This is a genomic window from Streptomyces sp. NPDC012888 (assembly GCF_042900645.1).
Taxonomy (GTDB): Bacteria; Actinomycetota; Actinomycetes; order Streptomycetales; family Streptomycetaceae; genus Streptomyces.
This window is the reverse complement of the sequence record NZ_JBIBBM010000003.1, coordinates 389,217-406,552: the sequence shown is the minus strand read 5'-3', so window position 1 is coordinate 406,552 and position 17,336 is coordinate 389,217. Positions and strand designations below refer to the sequence as shown.

Annotated in this window: 15 protein-coding genes, 2 tRNA genes and 1 pseudogene; 2 read left to right on the top strand and 16 right to left on the bottom strand. The window is 73.5% G+C overall.

The window, feature by feature from the left end; translation table 11 throughout:
• Positions 1–5: 5 nt before the first annotated feature.
• Positions 6–248, top strand: a complete 243-nt coding sequence (locus ACFY61_RS06670) for a hypothetical protein (protein WP_389467786.1) — start codon at positions 6–8, stop codon at positions 246–248.
• A 73-nt stretch (positions 249–321) separates the two neighbouring features.
• On the opposite strand, the gene ACFY61_RS06665 is transcribed toward ACFY61_RS06670, so the two are convergent.
• From ACFY61_RS06665 to ACFY61_RS06600, 14 genes and pseudogenes are all read right to left on the bottom strand, one after another.
• The gene (locus tag ACFY61_RS06665) at positions 322–1,203 is read right to left on the bottom strand and encodes a YceI family protein (RefSeq protein WP_389467784.1); all 882 of its coding nucleotides are present in this window, start codon (positions 1,201–1,203) and stop codon (positions 322–324) included.
• A 121-nt stretch (positions 1,204–1,324) separates the two neighbouring features.
• Positions 1,325–3,694: pseudogene (locus ACFY61_RS06660) on the bottom strand (ComEC/Rec2 family competence protein); the annotation flags it as partial.
• Complete coding sequence (locus ACFY61_RS06655) at positions 3,691–4,743, bottom strand: helix-hairpin-helix domain-containing protein (RefSeq protein ID WP_389467782.1); 1,053 nt, start codon at positions 4,741–4,743, stop codon at positions 3,691–3,693. The pseudogene ACFY61_RS06660 and the gene ACFY61_RS06655, both read right to left, overlap by 4 nt.
• Positions 4,744–4,842: 99 nt before the next feature.
• Positions 4,843–5,688 (bottom strand): DegV family protein, encoded by an 846-nt coding sequence (locus ACFY61_RS06650; protein WP_389467780.1) that lies wholly within the window; start codon positions 5,686–5,688, stop codon positions 4,843–4,845.
• Positions 5,689–5,905: 217 nt separating this feature from the next.
• A complete protein-coding gene (locus tag ACFY61_RS06645) occupies positions 5,906–6,604 on the bottom strand; it encodes a hypothetical protein (protein WP_389467777.1) in 699 nt (232 codons plus the stop codon).
• A 111-nt stretch (positions 6,605–6,715) separates the two neighbouring features.
• Positions 6,716–9,586 (bottom strand): leucine--tRNA ligase, encoded by a 2,871-nt coding sequence (leuS, locus tag ACFY61_RS06640; RefSeq protein ID WP_389467776.1) that lies wholly within the window; start codon positions 9,584–9,586, stop codon positions 6,716–6,718.
• A 252-nt stretch (positions 9,587–9,838) separates the two neighbouring features.
• Positions 9,839–9,911, bottom strand: a tRNA-Ala gene (locus ACFY61_RS06635).
• Positions 9,912–10,066: 155 nt separating this feature from the next.
• Positions 10,067–10,300 carry a hypothetical protein gene (locus ACFY61_RS06630; protein ID WP_008738908.1) on the bottom strand — a complete coding sequence of 78 codons (234 nt, stop codon included), beginning with the start codon at positions 10,298–10,300 and terminating at the stop codon, positions 10,067–10,069.
• A gap of 147 nt (positions 10,301–10,447) precedes the next feature.
• Positions 10,448–10,520: transfer RNA gene (locus ACFY61_RS06625), tRNA-Ala, on the bottom strand.
• Between the two features lie 127 nt (positions 10,521–10,647).
• The gene (locus ACFY61_RS06620; RefSeq protein WP_389468186.1) at positions 10,648–11,307 is read right to left on the bottom strand and encodes a histidine phosphatase family protein; all 660 of its coding nucleotides are present in this window, start codon (positions 11,305–11,307) and stop codon (positions 10,648–10,650) included.
• Positions 11,304–11,750, bottom strand: coding sequence for a ribosome silencing factor (gene rsfS / locus ACFY61_RS06615; protein ID WP_389467773.1), 447 nt, complete (start codon positions 11,748–11,750; stop codon positions 11,304–11,306). Before rsfS ends, ACFY61_RS06620 begins: the two co-directional genes overlap by 4 nt.
• A gap of 85 nt (positions 11,751–11,835) precedes the next feature.
• Positions 11,836–13,485 (bottom strand): LCP family protein, encoded by a 1,650-nt coding sequence (locus tag ACFY61_RS06610; RefSeq protein WP_389467771.1) that lies wholly within the window; start codon positions 13,483–13,485, stop codon positions 11,836–11,838.
• A gap of 24 nt (positions 13,486–13,509) precedes the next feature.
• The gene (gene nadD, locus ACFY61_RS06605) at positions 13,510–14,127 is read right to left on the bottom strand and encodes a nicotinate-nucleotide adenylyltransferase (protein WP_389467769.1); all 618 of its coding nucleotides are present in this window, start codon (positions 14,125–14,127) and stop codon (positions 13,510–13,512) included.
• Positions 14,128–14,177: 50 nt separating this feature from the next.
• Complete coding sequence (locus ACFY61_RS06600) at positions 14,178–14,345, bottom strand: hypothetical protein (RefSeq protein WP_389467767.1); 168 nt, start codon at positions 14,343–14,345, stop codon at positions 14,178–14,180.
• Between the two features lie 136 nt (positions 14,346–14,481).
• On the opposite strand from ACFY61_RS06600, the gene ACFY61_RS06595 reads away from it, so the two are divergent.
• Complete coding sequence (locus tag ACFY61_RS06595) at positions 14,482–15,552, top strand: M48 family metallopeptidase (RefSeq protein WP_389467764.1); 1,071 nt, start codon at positions 14,482–14,484, stop codon at positions 15,550–15,552.
• Here ACFY61_RS06595 and ACFY61_RS06590 read toward each other — a convergent pair.
• Positions 15,536–16,717 (bottom strand): hypothetical protein, encoded by a 1,182-nt coding sequence (locus ACFY61_RS06590; RefSeq protein WP_389467762.1) that lies wholly within the window; start codon positions 16,715–16,717, stop codon positions 15,536–15,538. The genes ACFY61_RS06595 and ACFY61_RS06590 overlap by 17 nt on opposite strands.
• Positions 16,718–16,751: 34 nt before the next feature.
• Complete coding sequence (locus ACFY61_RS06585; protein ID WP_389467759.1) at positions 16,752–17,303, bottom strand: hypothetical protein; 552 nt, start codon at positions 17,301–17,303, stop codon at positions 16,752–16,754.
• Positions 17,304–17,336: the final 33 nt, after the last annotated feature.

Genomic DNA, 17,336 nt, shown 5'->3' with positions numbered 1-17,336 from the left:
GTCCGGTGAACCTGCGACATGTACTGGTCCTGCCCGACCGCGACGCCGCCGAGGAGGTGGCCGAGGAGCTCGCCGCCCGCTTCGGGATCACCGAGGAACCACAGCTTTTCCGCGATGCCCTGGCCGGTGAGGACGACGCCGAGGACGCCCAGTGGCTGGTGGTCCTGGAGGACCCCGAGGGCCGCTACGAGCCGGCCGCCCTGGACGCCCTCGCCGAGGAGCACGAGGGCTGGCTGGAAGCGCCCTAGCCGCGCCTGGGGCCCGCCCGTGGCCCGGCTCCGGGCCCGGGACGGACCGGGCGCGGAGCGGGCCGACGGCCGGTCAGGCCTTGTGGACGATCTGGACGTCCAGCTCCACGCCGACCCGGGAGCCGATGGCCGCGATCCCGTGCGCCGGGGAGGCCTGCCAGGTCACCCCGAAGTCCTCGCGCTGGAGCTCGACCTCCGCCCGGCAGGCGGCCCTGGGTTCCCCCTCCAGACCGGTGCCCAGCCCGAGGTAACGGGTGTCCAGGGTGACCGAGCGGCTCACTCCGGCCAGGGTGAGCGCACCGGCGACGGTCCAGCCGCTTCCACTGCGGTGGATGAACCGGTCGCTGTAGAACTCCAGCGTCGGGTGGCGGGCCGCGTCCAGGAAGTCCGCCGAACGCAGGTGGTCGTCGCGGAGCTTGAGGCCGGTGTCGATGCTGGCCGCGTCGATGATGACGTGCATGGAGGAGTCCTCCATGCGGTCGGCTATCCGCACCGCGCCCGCGAAGGTGTTGAACCGGCCGCGGATCCGCGCGAAGCCGATGTGGCGGACCGTGAAGGCGATCGAGGAGTGGCTCCGGTCGATCTCCCAGTGGCCCGGCTGCGGCAGCAGCGGCGGTTCGACGGACTCCAGGACGATCTCCGCCGTGCCCGGCCGGTCGGGGTCCCCGACCAGCGTGGTCCCGTGGAACGGCGCGTACCCCTCGGCCTTGACGCTCAGCCGGTACTCGCCCGCCGGGACCGTCGCGGCGAAGCCGCCGTACGGGTCGGTCTCCCCGCTGACGATCCGCCGTCCGATCGGGTCGGTGACCTCGAACTCGGCCTGCCGCACAGGTTGGTGGACCGTGTCGAGGACCCTGCAGGCGAGCAGACCCGCCGCGGGCGGCAGGGTCAGAGTCGCGGATGTGGACGGACTGGCGTTTCCGGCCGTCTCCGATCCCCGCCGGCGACCGAACATGTGTGATGCACCCCCGTGCTGTCAGTACGTGCGCCCTTCTGGCGAAGACGCATTCGATCATGACGGCGGGTCGCGGGCAAACAGGAGCCCGGCTACCGCCGGTACGGGGCCCGCGGCGCCTGCCCGACGGCAGGGCCCGCAGCCCCGGCCCGGCGCCGGTCACCGCGACCGAGCCGTGGGTGTCGGTCCGCAGCACCGCCGCGCCGCCCGCCCGCAGCCGGGCGAGGGTGCGCGGGGCGGGGTGGCCGTAGCGGTTGTCCGCTCCGACCGGGACCAGCGCCAGCCGCGGCCGGACGCGTTCGAGCAGGGCGAGGTCCTGGTGCGCCGAGCCGTGGTGGGCGACCTTGAGGACGTCCACCGGGCCCAGGTCCGGACGGCGGATCAGGAGGGCCTGCTGGGCGGCCGGTTCGAGGTCGCCGAGCAGCAGCACGGTCAGCCCCGCCGTCCGGACCAGCAGGGCCACGCTCGCGTCGTTGGGCCCTTCCGGCACCGGCCCGTCGGCGGGCGGCCACAGCACCTCCCACTCCAGCGGCCCGGCCCGGCCCCGCTCCCCCTCCGTGGCGGTCCGCAAGGGGATCCGGGCCGCCGCCGCGGTGCGGCGCACCCACCCGGCCCGCTCCGGCGGCTCCTGCAGGACGGTGGTCTGGATCAGCCCCACCGAACGCCCCCGCAGCACCCCGGGCAGACCCGCCACGTGGTCGGCGTGGAAGTGGGTCAGGAGCAGCAGCGGGACGCGTTCCACGCCGAGCCGGCGCAGGCAGCGGTCCGCGTGCCCGGGCTCGGGTCCGGCGTCCACCACCACCGCGGTGCCCGGCGCCACCGCCAGGACCCCCGTGTCGCCCTGCCCCACCGCGCACTGGACGTACGCCCAGCCCGGCGGCGGCCACCCGGCCGGCAGCCGGGCCGGACGCAGCACCGCCAGCAACACCACCAGCACCACCGCGGCACACGCCCAGGGCCGGCGGGCGATGTGCGGGGCGCACACGACGAGGCCCAGGGTGAGGGCGGCCAGCAGCAGCCCGCCGGTCCACCCGCCGGGCCAGGCCAGCTCGGCGCCCGGGAGGGCCGCCCCGGTCCGGGCCACTGCCGCGATCCAGCCGGCGGGCACGCCGGCGCAGTGGGCCAGCAGCTCCGCGGCCGGCATCCACACCGGCGCGGCGGCCAGCGCCGCGAAACCCAGCACGGTGGCCGGCGCGGCGGCGACCTCGGCCAGCAGGTTGCACGGCAGCCCCACCAGGCTGACCCGGGCCGCGAACACCGCCACCACCGGCCCGCACACCGCCTGCGCGGCGGCGGTAGCGGCGAGGGCTTCGGCGAGCCGTGCGGGCACCCCGCGCCGCCGCAGCGCGGCACTCCACCGCGGCCCGAGGACCAGCAGGGCGGCCGTGGCCAGCACGGACAGCAGGAAGCCGTACTCACGGGCCAGCCAGGGCCGGACGAGGAGCAGCAGCAGTACGGCGGCGGCCAGGGCCGGCAGCAGCGATCTCCGCCGCCCGGTGCCGATCGCCAGCAGGGTGACCGCCCCGCAGGCGGCGGCCCGCAGCACGCTGGGCTCCGGGCGGCACACCACGACGAACGCGAGGGTCAGGCCGGCCCCGCACAGGGCGGTGGTGCGCAGCGACAGCCCCAGCCGGGGCGCCAGGCCGCGCCGTTCGGCGTGCTGGGCGGTTCCGGGCGGACCGATCAGCAGGAACAGCACCACGGTGAGGTTGGAGCCGGACACCGCGAGCAGGTGGCTCAGGTCGGTGGCCCGGAAGGCCTCGTGGAGGTCGGGCGGGATCCTGGAGGTGTCCCCGACCACCAGCCCCGGCAGCAGGGCCCGCGCGTCGGCCGGCAGCCCCGCACTGGCCTCCCGCAGCCCTGCCCGCAGCGCCCCGGCGAGCCGCTGTGCCCGGTCCGGGCCTCCGACGACCCGGGGCGGTGCCCGGCCGGGCACCCGGAGCACGGCGACCTGACGCTCGCCGCCGGCGGCCGGGGCGAGCCGGGCCATGGCCGTGAGCCGGGTCGAGGGGAGCAGCCGGGCCCACTGCTCGTGCCGGGCCATGACCAGCACCGGGCTTTCGACCCGAGTGGAGCGGCCGTCGGGGCCGGTGACGCGGGTGACGACGGCGTCCAGTACGACGGCGGGAGGCCCGGTCCTGGTCCGGCGGGGGTCCCCCGTGACCGTGAGCTCAGCGGTGACCCGCGCGTGGGAGGCGGCGAGGCCGGGCACCGGACCCGCCCTGGCCTCGGCCCGCGCGAGGCCCGCCACCAGGGCTCCGGCGGCCGCGCACAGCAGGGCGGCCGCCGTGGCGGTACCGAGCTGCCACCGCGGGCCCGGCCGGCCCCGGCCGGCCAGCACCAGGGCCCCCGCTCCGGCGGTGGCCAGGCCCGCGCCGGTGGCCGTCCACGCTCCCGGCGCGTCGAGCGCGAGGGCCGCGGCCGCCCAGGCGGCGCCGGCCGGTACGGCCAGGCGCAGGTCCAGCGGACCGGCGTCCACGGGGCGGTTCACGGCCGCACCAGCGGGCGCAGGTCGGCGAACCGGCGCTCGCCGATCCCGTTGACCTGGCGGAGTTCGTCGACGGAACGGAAGCCGCCGCGGGCGGTGCGGTAGTCGACGATGTGCTGGGCGAGCACCGGCCCGACGCCGGGCAACCCGTCGAGCTGCTCGACGGTGGCGCTGGCCAGGCTCAGCGGCGCGGCCGGTCCCGCGCCGGGGGCCGGGGCGGGCGGTGGAACGGCCTGGGCGGGCAAGCCGACGAGGAGGTGTTCGCCGTCGACGAGGAGCCGGGCCCGGTTCAGACCGGTGGTGTCGGTGCCCGGCCGGATCCCTCCGGCAGCGGCCAGGGCGTCGGCCACCCGGGAGCCGGCCGGCAGCTGCCGGACCCCCGGGTCGCGGACCTTGCCGCCGATGTCCACGACCACACGGGGACCGGACGCCGGGGAAGGCCGGGCGGCGGCCGGGGCCGGGACGACCACGGCGGCGGGAGCGGTGACCGGCTCGGGGCGGGCGGACCAGTACTGCTGCGCGGCGAACGCGACGGCCGCGACCAGCACGAGGGCCACGGCGGCCACCGGGCGGGGTTCCCACCCGCACCGGTCCCTGACCCGGGCGGTGAGGCGCTCCAGTGGGGTCTGCGCGCTGCGGGGCTCGGGGGGCGGGGCGGGCGGCGGCTCCTCCGGGACCGCGCGCACGGCCGGTGGCGGGGTGCCGTCGGCCAGCAGGGCGTGGGCGCGGAGCCGGACCGCGGCGGGGTCGGGGACGTACCGCCGGCGGCGCTCGCGGATCCGGCCGCGCCGGAACCTGCTGTCGGAACCGGGAGCACGGCCCGGCCCGGCGGCACCCCCGCCACGGCCGCCACCCCGGCCACGGCCGCCAACCCGGCCACGGCCGGGGCCGCCACCGGCGGCGCCGGTGGCGCCGGTGGCGCCGGTGGCGCCGGCCGACCGGGACGCGCTGGTGGAGAACGGGGTCGCGGAGGACGACGTGCTCACGGAGGACGACGTGCTCGCGGAGGACGGGATCGAAGGAGACGGGTTCGAAGGCGTTCCAGTAGTCATGGCACGACGGTAGGGAGAACGCCGCGACCCCGTCCGGAACCGGGGATTCCTGTGTGGAGCCGGGCACTTGTGGATATCCGGATCACCCCCGGGGGGTGATCAGCGGGGCGAGACCACCACTGCCAGCAGCCCCGGACCGGTGTGCGCGCCGATCACCGCGCCGACCTCGCTGACGTGCATCTCGACCAGGCCGGGGACGCGTTCGCGGAGCCGTCCGGCCAGCTTCTCCGCACGCTCCGGCGCCGCCAGGTGGTGGACGGCGACGTCCACCGGCCCGTTGCCCGCCCGGTCCACGGCGAGCTCTTCGAGCCGCGCGATGGCCTTGGAGGCCGTGCGGACCTTCTCCAGCATCTCGATCCTGCCCCCGTCGAGCTGGAGCAGCGGCTTGACCGCGAGGGCGGACCCGAGCAGCGCCTGGGCGGCGCCGATGCGGCCGCCGCGGCGCAGGTAGTCGAGCGTGTCGACGTAGAAGAAGGCGGACATGCCGGCGGCCCGCTTCTCGGCCGCGGCCACCGCCTCGTCCACCGAGCCGCCGGTCCCGGCGGTCTCCGCGGCGGCGAGGGCGCAGAAGCCGAGCGCCATGGCGACCATGCCGGTGTCGACGACGCGGACCGGTACGGGCGCGGTCTGCGCGGCGACGACGGCGGCGTCGTAGGTGCCGGAGAACTCGGCGGACAGGTGGAGGCTGACGATGCCGGTCGCTCCCGCGTCAGCGGCCGCCTGGTAGGCCCGCGTGAACTCCTGCGGGCTCGGGCGGGAGGTCGTGACCGGGCGCCGCTTCTGCAGCGCCTGGGCGAGGCTGCGGGCGGAGATCTCGGTGCCCTCTTCGAGGGCCTCGTCGCCGAGGACCACGGTCAGGGGGACGGCGGTGATCCCGTGCCGCGCCATCGCCTGCTGGGGCAGGTAGGCCGTGGAATCGGTGACGATCGCGACATGGCGGGACATGAGGCGGAGGTTACCGCCAGTGGGGGCGGCTCGGCAGCCCGGGGCTCCCCTGTGGGGCGGCTGCGCCTCGGGGGTCCGCCGCCCTGCCCCGGAACCGGGGCTCGCACCGGTCCCGGCCGGCCACCGGCGGCTCCGCCCCCCACGCGCACGCACCAACGCACCCGCACCCGCACCCCGACCGCCGGCCTGGCCGGCAGGCCCGTCCTGCGGGGCCCCGTCAGGTGGTGGCTTCCGGCCGGGGCGCCTTCTGCCAGGGGTACGGGGCCGGCTTCGCGGTCGGGGGCAGGGCCGCCGCCTCGGGGCCCGGCGTGCTGGAGCCCGTACCGGAGGGGGCCTGCCGGGGCTCGGTGAGGTCGTCCAGCGGGTTGGAGCGGGACGACCAGTCGCGGAGGGCGCCGGACTCGACCTCGATCTCGGCGGACAGGGCCGTCAGGTCGTCCTCGGCGAAGCGGCGGGCCCGGTCGCGGGCCGCCCACCGCAGGGATTCCGCGGCGTGCGTGATGCGCTCCGTGCGCTCCCGGAGCTCGGGGAGGCGTTCCGCCAGGCTGGACTTGTCGGGCTCGGACTCCAGCCGCTTGAGCTCCTCGTCCAGCTCGTGCCCGTGCTCGCTCAGGCGCTCGAACAGGCCGAGGGACTCCCGGAGCGAGGCGTCGGTGCGGGCACCGTCCTCCAGGGCCTGCCGGGTGGCCCGCAAGGAGGCCCGCAGGTCCAGCCGCAGCTGGGCCAGCGCGCCCGCCGTACCGATCTGCCCGAAGCTCTTCGCCTTCAGCGCGGTGTCCTCGACGGTGCGCCGGGCCTGGTTGACCGTCCGCTCCACGCCCCGCTTCGCCGCGCCCACCGCCTTGACCGTCAGGTACGCCCCGAGGCCGACGACGACCAGCATCATCAGCGCGAAGATGATCAACGCGGCCTCCATGTCGGCCCCTTTCCCCAAGGCTTCACGTGTCCCTCCACCGTAAACGCCGAGGGCAGGCCGGGGGTTCCAATCGGACCCCCAACCTGCCCGTACGGGGAAACCCCCAGCCCGTCAGACGACGATGTTGACCAGCTTGGGGGCGCGGACGATCACCTTGCGGATCTCGGCCCCGCCCAGCGCCGCGACCACGGCCGGGTCGCTGACCGCCAGCTGCTCCAGGTCGTCCTCGGAGATCGCCGGGGACACCTCCAGGCGCGCCTTGACCTTGCCCTTGATCTGGACGACGCAGGTCACGGCCTCGTCGACCACGTACGCCGGGTCCGCGACCGGGAAGTCCCGGTGCACCACGGAGTCGGTGTGGCCCAGGCGGTGCCACAGCTCCTCCGCGATGTGCGGGGCCAGCGGGGCCACCAGCAGCACCAGGCGCTCGGCCACCGACCGCTCCAGCGGCTTGCCGGCCTTGGTCAGGAAGTTGTTCAGCTCGGTGATCTTGGCGATGGCGGTGTTGAACCGCAGGCCCGCCATGTCGCTGCCGGCCCCGTCGATGGCCTTGTGCAGGGCGCGCAGCGTCGCCTCGTCCGGCTCACCGTCGACGACCGTGACCGCGCCGGTCTCCTCGTCGACGATGTTGCGCCACAGGCGCTGCAGCAGCCGGTACTGGCCGACCACGGCGCGGGTGTCCCACGGCCGCGACACGTCCAGCGGGCCCATCGCCATCTCGTACAGGCGCAGGGTGTCCGCGCCGTACTCCTCGCAGATGGTCTCGGGGGTGACGGCGTTCTTCAGGGACTTGCCCATCTTGCCCAGCTCGCGCTTGACCGGCTCGCCCTCGAAGAAGAACTTGCCGTCGCGCTCCTCGACCTCGGTGGCCGTGACCGGGAAGCCGCGCTCGTCGCGGTAGACGTAGGCCTGGATCATGCCCTGGTTGAACAGCTTGTGGAACGGCTCCGCCGAGGAGACGTGGCCCAGGTCGAACAGCACCTTCGACCAGAAGCGGGCGTACAGCAGGTGCAGCACCGCGTGCTCGGCGCCGCCCACGTACAGGTCCACGCCGCCGTGCGGGGCGCTGTCCCGCGGGCCCATCCAGTACCGCTCGATCTCCGGGTCGACCAGGGCGGACCCGTTGTGCGGGTCCAGGTAGCGCAGCTCGTACCAGCAGGAGCCGGCCCAGTTGGGCATGGTGTTGGTCTCGCGGCGGTAGGAGCGCACTCCGCGGCCGTCGCCCAGGTCCAGCTCGACGTGGACCCAGTCGGTCTTGCGCGACAGCGGGGTCTCCGGCTGGGAGTCGGCGTCGTCCGGCTCGAAGGTGCGCGGCGAGTAGTCCTCGACCTCGGGCAGCTCCAGCGGCAGCATCGACTCGGGCAGGGCGTGCGCGACGCCGTCCTCGTCGTAGACGATCGGGAAGGGCTCGCCCCAGTACCGCTGGCGGCTGAACAGCCAGTCGCGCAGGCGGAAGTTGACGGTGCCCTCGCCGATGCCGCGCTCGGTCAGCCACTCGGTGACGGCGGCCTTGGCCTCCGCCACGCCCAGGCCGTTCAGGGAGACGCTCTCGTTGGCGGAGTCGACCAGCTGGGCGTCGTACGAGACGAACGCGTCCTCCCACTCGGCCGTGTCCGTGCCGCGGCCGTCGGTGGGCTCGACCACGCAGCGGATGGGCAGCTCGAAGGCGCGCGCGAACTCGAAGTCCCGGCTGTCGTGCGCCGGGACGGCCATGATGGCGCCGGTGCCGTAACCCATCAGGACGTAGTCGGAGATGAAGACGGGGACCTTCTCGCCGCTGACCGGGTTGACGGCGTACTCGCCGGTGAAGACGCCGGTCTTGTCCTTGGCCTCGGCCTGCCGCTCGACGTCCGACTTGGAGGCGGCCTGCTTGCGGTACGCGTCGACGGCCTCGGCCGGGGTGGCGTGCCCGCCGGTCCACACCTCGTGGGTGCCCTCGGGCCAGGCGGCCGGGACGAACTTCTCGACCAGCGGGTGCTCGGGCGCCAGCACCAGGTAGGTGGCGCCGAACAGGGTGTCGGGGCGGGTGGTGAAGACGGTGACGGCCTCGTCGCCCAGGGCGAAGTCGACGCGGGCGCCCTCGGAGCGGCCGATCCAGTTCCGCTGCTGCAGCTTGATGGCCTCGGGCCAGTCCAGGGCCTCCAGGTCGTCCAGCAGGCGGTCCGCGTAGGCGGTGATCCGCATGTTCCACTGGCTCAGCCGGGCCTTGAAGACCGGGAAGTTGCCGCGCTCGGACCGGCCGTCGGAGGTGACCTCCTCGTTGGCCAGGACGGTGCCCAGGCCCGGGCACCAGTTGACCGGCGCGTCGGAGGAGTAGGCCAGGCGGTAGCCGTTCAGCACGTCGGCCCGCTCGGCGGCGGTCAGGTCGGCCCAGGCGCGCCCGCCGGGGACCTCGCGGGAGCCGTCCTCGAAGGAGGCGACCAGCTCGGCGACGGGGCGGGCCTTGCGCGCCTCGGGGTCGTACCAGGAGTTGTAGATCTGCAGGAAGATCCACTGGGTCCACTTGTAGTAGTCCGGGTCGATCGTGGCGAACGACCGGCGCTTGTCGTGGCCCAGGCCCAGCCGGCGCAGCTGGACCTTCATGTTCTCGATGTTCGCCTCGGTCGACACGCGCGGGTGGGTGCCGGTCTGCACGGCGTACTGCTCGGCGGGCAGGCCGAAGGCGTCGAAGCCCAGGGTGTGCAGGACGTTGTGGCCGGTCATCCGCTGGTGGCGGGCGAACACGTCGGTGGCGATGTACCCCAGGGGGTGGCCGACGTGCAGTCCGGCACCGGACGGGTACGGGAACATGTCCATGATGAACTTCTTGGGCCGCGCGGCCACGGCCGGGTCTCCGGCCAGGTCACCGGTCGGGTTCGGCGCCTCGTAGGTGCCCTCCGCGTCCCATACGTCCTGCCAGCGTGCCTCGATGTCTGCGGCCAGGGCAGCCGTGTAACGGTGCGCCTCGGCCGCCTCGGGGGCCGGGGTGTTCGTCTCGCTCATGATTCCTGAAGGCTCCATCGATCGTCTCTGCCGTCTCTGCCTGCCCAAACGAAAAAACCCCTCGCACAGGAGGGGACGCCGCGCCGATGCCGACCGGCGTTCTGTGCCGGTCGGTGCTGATCAGCGCGGCTCGGTAAGCAGAAGGCGTACGGCACGCATGGCGTCAGGGTACCGCAGGGCCCATGACTCCCGCCCGAGTGACCGCACAACGAGAGGCGGGCCACCCGATCCGGGTGGCCCGCCTGTCTTCTGTGGAGCTAAGGAGAATTGAACTCCTGACCTCTTGCATGCCATGCAAGCGCTCTACCAACTGAGCTATAGCCCCTTGTCCTGCTCGCCGCCCTGGTTTCCGGCCGGTTTCCCGTTCCGTCCCCCCTGGCGACACCCAGAACATTACACGGTTCGGGGCCAGGACCAAAAATCGGTTTCGAGGGTGTCCGTTTCGTCAGCTTCAGGCCTGGTATGCCCCTGTTGCTGCCGTCAGGCTCTGGCGAACTGGTAGAAGCGCTTCAGCGTGCAGTGCTCGTCGAGCAGCCGGCCGTAGATCGGCTCCCCCTCCAGCTCCCGGTACGTCTCGATGGGGTCGCCTTTTATGATCAGCGCCCGCGCGCATTCCTCGCACCAGTACTGGTAGTCGGGGTTGACCGGGTCCATGTCCCGCACGATCGGCGTGCCGTTGTTGCACCAGTCGCACCGCCGCCGGTGTGCACCCATGCGTCAGCGACTCCCTCCCGTTCAGAGCCGTCCGGGCCGTCGTCTCCCCCTGGCGGCCGTCCGATTCTGCCACGCCGGTCCCCGGAAGGGTCAGTGGAGACAAAAGCAAAGATCCCGCCCCCTGTTGGGGACGGGATCCTTCTACTGTGGAGCTAAGGAGAATTGAACTCCTGACCTCTTGCATGCCATGCAAGCGCTCTACCAACTGAGCTATAGCCCCTTGCTTCTCCGCCGTGTCCCCCGCCGTTTCCTGCGGTGTTCCCTGCGGACAAGAAGAACCATAGCCTGTGACCAGCCGGAAAGTGAAATCCGCTCCCCGGCCGCCGGCGGGGGCTCCCGCCGGGCGGTCAGTCGTCGTCGCCGAGCACCGGTTCCGGCAGGGTCCCGGCGTTGTGCTCCAGCAGCCGCCAGCCGCGGGCGCCCTCGCCCAGCACGGACCAGCAGCAGTTGGACAGCCCGCCCAGGCTCTCCCAGTCGTACGCCTCCAGGCCCAGCAGGCGGCCGATGGTGGTGCGGATGGTGCCGCCGTGGCTGACGACGACCAGCGTGCCGTTCGGGCCCAGCCGGTCGGCGTGCTTGAGCACCACCGGGGCCGCCCGGTCGGCGACCTCGGTCTCCAGTTCGCCGCCGCCGCGGCGCACGGGCTCGCCGCGCTTCCACGCCGCGTACTGCTCGCCGTACTGCGCGAGGATCTCGTCGTGGGTCAGGCCCTGCCAGTGGCCCGCGTACGTCTCCCGCAGCGCCTCGTCGTGCTCGACGGACAGGTTGGTGACGGCGGCCAGCTCGGCGGCCGTGGCCGCGGCCCGCTTGAGGTCGGAGGCCACGATGGCGTCAGGCCGCAGCGAGACGAGCAGCCGCGCCGCACGCCGGGCCTGCGCCAGACCGGTCTCGGTCAGCTCGATGTCCGTGGAGCCCTGGAAGCGGCGCTCCAGGTTCCAGGAGGTCTGTCCGTGGCGCCACAGGACGATCCTGCGGCCGGTTCCGCGGGAGGTGCCGGTCGCGCTCAGAACAGATCACCGTCCAGGTCGTCGTCGCCCTGGGCGGCACGCAGCTTGGCGTGCTCCTCGGCCTTGCCCTTGGTGAGCTTGGCGTCCTCGGGGAGCTCGATCTCGGGGCAGTCCTTCCACAGGCGCTCCAGCGCGTAGAAGACCCGCTCCTCGCTGTGCTGCACGTGGACGACGATGTCGACGTAGTCGAGCAGGATCCAGCGGGCGTCGCGGTCGCCCTCCCGGCGCACCGGCTTGGCGCCGAGCTCCTTGAGCAGCCGCTCCTCGATCTCGTCGACGATCGACTTGACCTGGCGGTCGTTGGGGGCCGAGGCGAGCAGGAAGGCGTCGGTGATCGACAGCACGTCGCTGACGTCGTACGCGATGATGTCGTGCGCGAGCCGGTCGGCCGCCGCCTGGGCGGCGGCGGTGATGAGCTCGATGGAGCGGTCCGTGGCGGTCACTGGCCATGCTTTCGGGTCGAGGGCAGATCCTTACAAGGGTCTCACGCTCCGCCGACGGGGCCCACGCCGTACGACACGCGGCCGGTCAGGGGGCCTCGTAGTCCTTGCCGAGGGTGACCACGACCTCCGCGTTCATGCTGGTCTCGCCCTTCTGCACGGTCTTCTCCGGGAGGCCCAGCGTCTTGGCGACCTCCACGGCCCGCCCGCGCTGCGCGTCGTCCTGGTAGGTGATGCGGCTGCCGGTCTGGGCCTGGCCCGCCCGGCCGCCGTCGACCAGGGTGTAGCCGCCGTTGACCAGGGCCGCCCTGGCCGCAGAGCGGGACTTCTCGCTGCCGCTGGCGTCCTTGAGGCCGACGCGGGCCGCCGCGTCGCCCTGCGGGGCGCTGACGGTACCGCCGAGGACGTCCTTGACGACGGTCCGGGCGGCCTCGTCGGTGAGGGTGCCGTCGGGCCTCACGGGGAGCAGGTCGGTGCGGTAGGCGCCGGTCTTGGCGTGTTCGGCGAGCCGGGCGAGCGAGCCGCCGAGGGCCTCCTCGGTCAGCGAGGGGTCGAGGATCATGCCGAGGTAGCCGATGGTCAGTACGACGGCCCCGCGGTCGCTGGGCAGCTTGCGCAGGGTGGCGTGCACGACCGCGCCGAAGCGCTGGAGCTGCCTGGTCTCGGGCTCGCCCTGGCCGCGGTGGGTGGCGTAGGCGACGGCCATGGCGCCGTCCAGGCTCTGCTTGGCGCCCTGGCCGACCGCCGGGGTCCGGGCCTTGTCGTCGGCGGGTACGGCGGTGTCGGTGTCGACCTCGATGCCGCCGACGGCCTGGACGAGGTTCTCCAGGTAGGGGGTGTCCAGCCGCCAGGTGCCGCCGAGGCGGGTGCCGAGCATCGAGTCGAGGGCCTCGCGGGTGCCGCCGAGTCCGTCCTCCTCGACGGACTTGCCGAGGGGGGCCGAGGTGCCGTCGTCCTTGGGGACGGTCAGGGCGTTCGGCAGCAGGACGGTGGCGCCCTGCTTCGCGGTGACGTTGTCGACGAGCAGGGCGGTGGAGGTGCCGCCCTTCTTGGTGTCGTGCAGGTGTACGACGATCATGTCGCGCTGCTGCGGTCCGGACGCGGTGGCCGGGCCCCCGCCGGTGCCCGGGCCGTCGAGGAAGGGGAGCTTCCCGGCGTACCAGAGGTAGCCCAGGCCGCCGGCGACGAACAGGGCGAGCACCACCATCAGGGCGACGACGCGGTTGCGGCCGCGGCGGCGGGCCTCCTCGCGGCGTTCGGTGCGGCTCTCGGTGAACTTGAGCCAGTCGATGACGTCCTCGGAGTCCTCGTCGGGCTGGTCGAGGAAGGCGAACTGTTCGGTGCGGTAGTCCTGGGTGCGGCGCGGCTCGGGGACGGGCGCGGGCGCGGGCGCGGGTGCCGGTGCCGGTGCCGGGTCGCCGGCGGGGGCCGGGGCGGGATGCTGCGGGGAGTGCGCCTGCTGCTGGGGGATCCACTGCTGCGCGGGCTGCTGCTGCTGCGGCTGGTCGTAGCCGTAGTACTGCTGGGGCTGCTGGGTGGCGTAGGGGTCGGGGCCGGTGCCTGTGCCTGTGCCGTACGGCTGCTGCTGTTGCTGCGGGTACTGCTGCTGCTCGTGCTGCTGCTGCGGGTAAGGGGCGTACTGGTCGTGCGGGTGCTGCGCCTGGGCGGGCACCTGGGCGTACACCGGCTGACCGTAAGCGTCGTAGCCGATGAACTGCGGTTCCTGCCGGTCGTCCACCGCGGTGCCCCTCTCGTCGGACCCTCAGGCTCCCCGGTACAGCTCTCGTTTGTCGATGTACCGGACCACGCCGTCCGGTACGAGGTACCAGACCGGGTCGCCGGCCGCCACGCGCGCGCGGCAGTCGGTGGAGGAGATGGCGAGCGCGGGGACCTCCACCAGGGAGACCCCGCCCTCGGGCAGGCCGTCGTCGGTGAGGAGGTGGCCCGGGCGGGTGACGCCGATGAAGTGGGCCAGCGAGAACAGCTCCTCGGCGTCGCGCCAGGTGAGGATCTGCGCGAGGGCGTCGGCGCCCGTGATGAAGAAGAGGTCCGCGTTCTCGTTGAGCCGGCGCAGGTCGCGCAGGGTGTCGATGGTGTACGTCGGGCCGCCCCGGTCGATGTCGATGCGGCTGACGGAGAACTGCGGGTTGGAGGCGGTCGCGATGACCGTCATCAGGTACCGGTCCTCGGCGGGGGACACCACCCCGTGCGACTTCTGCCACGGCTCGCCGGTGGGCACGAAGACCACTTCGTCGAGGTGGAACAGGGCGGCCACCTCGCTGGCGGCCACCAGGTGTCCGTGGTGGATCGGGTCGAATGTCCCGCCCATCACGCCGAGCCGGCGCTTGACCGGACCGGTAGGCGTTTCCTGCTCTCCCATGAGCGCAGACCATACCGGCCCGGGGCCGCGGTCACGCCGTCGCGGTATGACTAGCGGTCGCGGTTGAGACGGGTGGTCACCCACAGCATCAGCATGAGCACGAGGAACGCGCCGCCGCCGGTGATGTAGGGGTTGAGGCTGTCGTGGTTGCCGCCGTGCTGCTCGGCCCCCTCCGAGGCGAGGAGGACCAGGCTCTGGGCGGTGGAGGAGAGGCTCATCAGGCAGGTACCTATCGGGTCGGGTGAGCGGAGACTTCGCTCACATCGTATGCGGGTGCCTGGGGCACGCTCACGCCGACTCAGGCGTTGGAGAGGATAGACGCAAGGGCGAGCAGCCGATCAAGGGGGAGGCGCAATGACCGAGACGGGTCACGAGAAGGTGCCGGCGCGGGACCGCAGGAGGTTCCCCGGCATCTCCTCACGGGCGTACGAGCATCCGGCGGACAGGTCCGCGCTGGTGGCGCTGCGCAAGCTGAGCGGTTTCGACACCGTGTTCAAGGCGCTGAGCGGGCTGCTGCCGGAGCGCAGTCTGCGGCTGCTGTTCCTGTCCGACTCGGTGCGGGTCGGGGACACCCAGTTCCCGCACCTGTACGCGATGCTGCGGGACGCCTGCTGGATCCTGGACCTGGAGAAGGTCCCGCAGATGTACGTCCAGCAGGACCCCAAGCCGAACGCGATGTGCATCGGGCTGGACGAGCCGATCATCGTGGTGACCACGGGCCTGGTCGAGCTGCTCGACGAGGAGGAGATGCGGGCGGTGGTGGGCCACGAGGTGGGCCACGCCCTGTCGGGCCACTCGGTGTACCGGACCATCCTGCTGTTCCTGACGAACCTGGCGCTGAAGGTCGCCTGGATCCCGCTGGGCAACATGGCGATCATGGCGATCGTGACGGCGCTGCGGGAGTGGTTCCGCAAGTCGGAGCTGTCGGCGGACCGGGCCGGGCTGCTGGTCGGGCAGGACGTGCAGGCCTCCATGCGAGGACTGATGAAGATCGCGGGCGGCAACCACCTGCACGAGATGAACGTGGACGCCTTCCTGGCGCAGGCCGAGGAGTACGAGTCCAGTGGCGACCTGCGCGACTCCGTCCTGAAGATCCTCAACGTGCTCCCGCGGACGCATCCCTTCGCGACGGTGCGGGCGGCGGAGCTGAAGAAGTGGGCGGAGAGCCGGGATTACCAGCGGATCATGGACGGCCACTACCCGCGCCGCGAGGAGGACGAGGACACCTCCGTGACCGACTCCTTCCGCCAGTCCGCCTCGCACTACGCGGATTCGGTCCGGAGCAGCGGCGATCCGCTGATGAAGCTGGTGACCGACATCGCGGGCGGAGCCGGGGACCTCGGCGGCCGGCTGCGGGACCGGTTCACGGGCGGCGGCAAGGGCGGCGGCCCGGCGGACGGCGGGGGTGCTACGGACCGGGGCTGACCGGCGCCCGTCCGGGCGGGGCCGGGCCGGTGGGCTGCCCCGGCCGCGCGGGCTGGTCGGGCCGGCCGGGCTGCTCCGTCTCGCTGTTGGTGCTCGCCAGTACGCCGCACAGCCCGGCGGTGCGGCGGACCCGGCCGCCGGCGAACGGGTCGGTGGCGGGCGGACCGACGGTGGTGGCCCGGCTGCCCGCCGGCAGCGGGGTGAAGACGAGGGCCGGTTCGACCGCGCAGTCGTGCGGGCCGGCCATCACGTAGGCCGAGAACAGCTCGGCGCGCCGGGCCACCAGGTCGTCGCGGTCGAAGCGGAACCGGAGTTCCCGGCGCACCGTGAACAGGGACGCCGATTCGGGTCCCGCGGCGACGGGACGCACCGCGTACACGAAGGTGTGGTCGGCGGCGACCTCCAGGACGTCGCGGGCCACCTCCTCGAAGGCCAGGGTGCCGTGGACCCGGACCCGGGAGTCGGCGGTGACGGTGACGGCCGGGTCGAAGCGGACCAGCCAGCCGGTGGCGGCGTGCCGTCCGTCCCCGGTGGGCGACCGCATGCTGCGGTCGAACTGTTCCAGCTGGTCGGGGTCGAGGAGCACGCGGACCGGCCGGACGGCGGTGCCGTTGAGGACGTCGGGGTCGAGCGAGGACTGCACGATGTAGTCCTTGGCGATGGACAGGGCGGTGACGACCTGGGCGTCGGTGAAGTGGAGGGTGCGGCGCACCGCCGGCAGGGTGATGCCGGCCGCGCCGACGCGGTACTGGGCCGCCGGGCTGTCGGCGTACAGGTCGGCCGGCCGGCCGCCCCGGACCGTCTCGGCGGGGGCGAGCGGGACCACCGTGCTGATCAGCGGATCGGTGGTGCCGTCGGAAGGTGCTACGTACGGGTTCCGCAGGCCCATCCAGACGGCGGCGCCGAAGGCCAACGCGATGAGCAGCACCAGCACCAGGCCCTGGCGGGCCGCCCGGCCGGGAGTGCTGGTGCGGGGCGTGCCGGAGGACCAGCGGGAGCGGCTGCGGACGGCCCGCGCGTGATCGCCCATGCGTTCGTCGGCGGAGAACTCCTGGAGGCGGGCGGCCCGCACGAAGTCCTCGTCGAACACCACGGACCGGTATTCGTCCTCGCCACCGCCGAAGCCGTCGGGGGTGCCTTCGGGGGGTTCTCCTGGCACGGCCATGCGCGTCTCCCTGCTATGGGAGGGGGTCGTACCTTCAGGGTTGGCGGCCGACCGGGTACGTAAACGCGCCATCGCCACTGACTTCGGTCAGCGGGGTCCTGGCGGGGGGCGGGCCCTGGCCGTCGTCGCCCGTGCTGCCGCGGTAGACGGCGGTGAAGGCGAGCGCGACCATGCCGACGCCCATCACGACGGCGAGCACCCAGGCGACCGGGCGGAGCCAGCGGGACCGGCCCCGGTAGGGGCGCAGGGCGCCGCCGTAGGCGCCGTACGGGTCGTCGCCGTATTCGCGGTACGGGTCGTACGGGCCGTCGTACGTGCCGTCGCCGCGGTGGCGGTCCGGGTCGCCTTCGGTCCAGCCGAACGGGTACCCCTCGAAGGGGTCCTCGTCGGCGGGCAGGCCGCCTGCGACGGCGCGCGCTGCTTCCGCCTCGCGGCGGCGCTCCGCCGCGCTCGGCTCATGGATCTCGGCGCTCCGGACGAAGGCCTCGTCGAACACCACGGAAGCGAAGTCCCACTCCGCTGCTCCGCGGTTCTCGTCGGGCTCCCCGTCGTCCTGGAACGGCTTGCCCCCCACGTCGTCCGGCACGGAACCAGCGTAGACCTGGGGGGCCGCTTTGGG

Bases quoted from the DNA above. Each gene is read 5' to 3' on its own strand.
- ACFY61_RS06665 (WP_389467784.1), bottom strand. From the start codon at position 1,203: ATGTTCGGTCGCCGGCGGGGATCGGAGACGGCCGGAAACGCCAGTCCG.
- ACFY61_RS06655 (WP_389467782.1), bottom strand. From the start codon at position 4,743: ATGACTACTGGAACGCCTTCGAACCCGTCTCCTTCGATCCCGTCCTCC.
- ACFY61_RS06650 (WP_389467780.1), bottom strand. From the start codon at position 5,688: ATGTCCCGCCATGTCGCGATCGTCACCGATTCCACGGCCTACCTGCCC.
- ACFY61_RS06645 (WP_389467777.1), bottom strand. From the start codon at position 6,604: ATGGAGGCCGCGTTGATCATCTTCGCGCTGATGATGCTGGTCGTCGTC.
- leuS (WP_389467776.1), bottom strand. From the start codon at position 9,586: ATGAGCGAGACGAACACCCCGGCCCCCGAGGCGGCCGAGGCGCACCGT.
- ACFY61_RS06630 (WP_008738908.1), bottom strand. From the start codon at position 10,300: ATGGGTGCACACCGGCGGCGGTGCGACTGGTGCAACAACGGCACGCCG.
- nadD (WP_389467769.1), bottom strand. From the start codon at position 14,127: ATGGGAGAGCAGGAAACGCCTACCGGTCCGGTCAAGCGCCGGCTCGGC.
- ACFY61_RS06600 (WP_389467767.1), bottom strand. From the start codon at position 14,345: ATGAGCCTCTCCTCCACCGCCCAGAGCCTGGTCCTCCTCGCCTCGGAG.
- ACFY61_RS06595 (WP_389467764.1), top strand. From the start codon at position 14,482: ATGACCGAGACGGGTCACGAGAAGGTGCCGGCGCGGGACCGCAGGAGG.
- ACFY61_RS06590 (WP_389467762.1), bottom strand. From the start codon at position 16,717: ATGGCCGTGCCAGGAGAACCCCCCGAAGGCACCCCCGACGGCTTCGGC.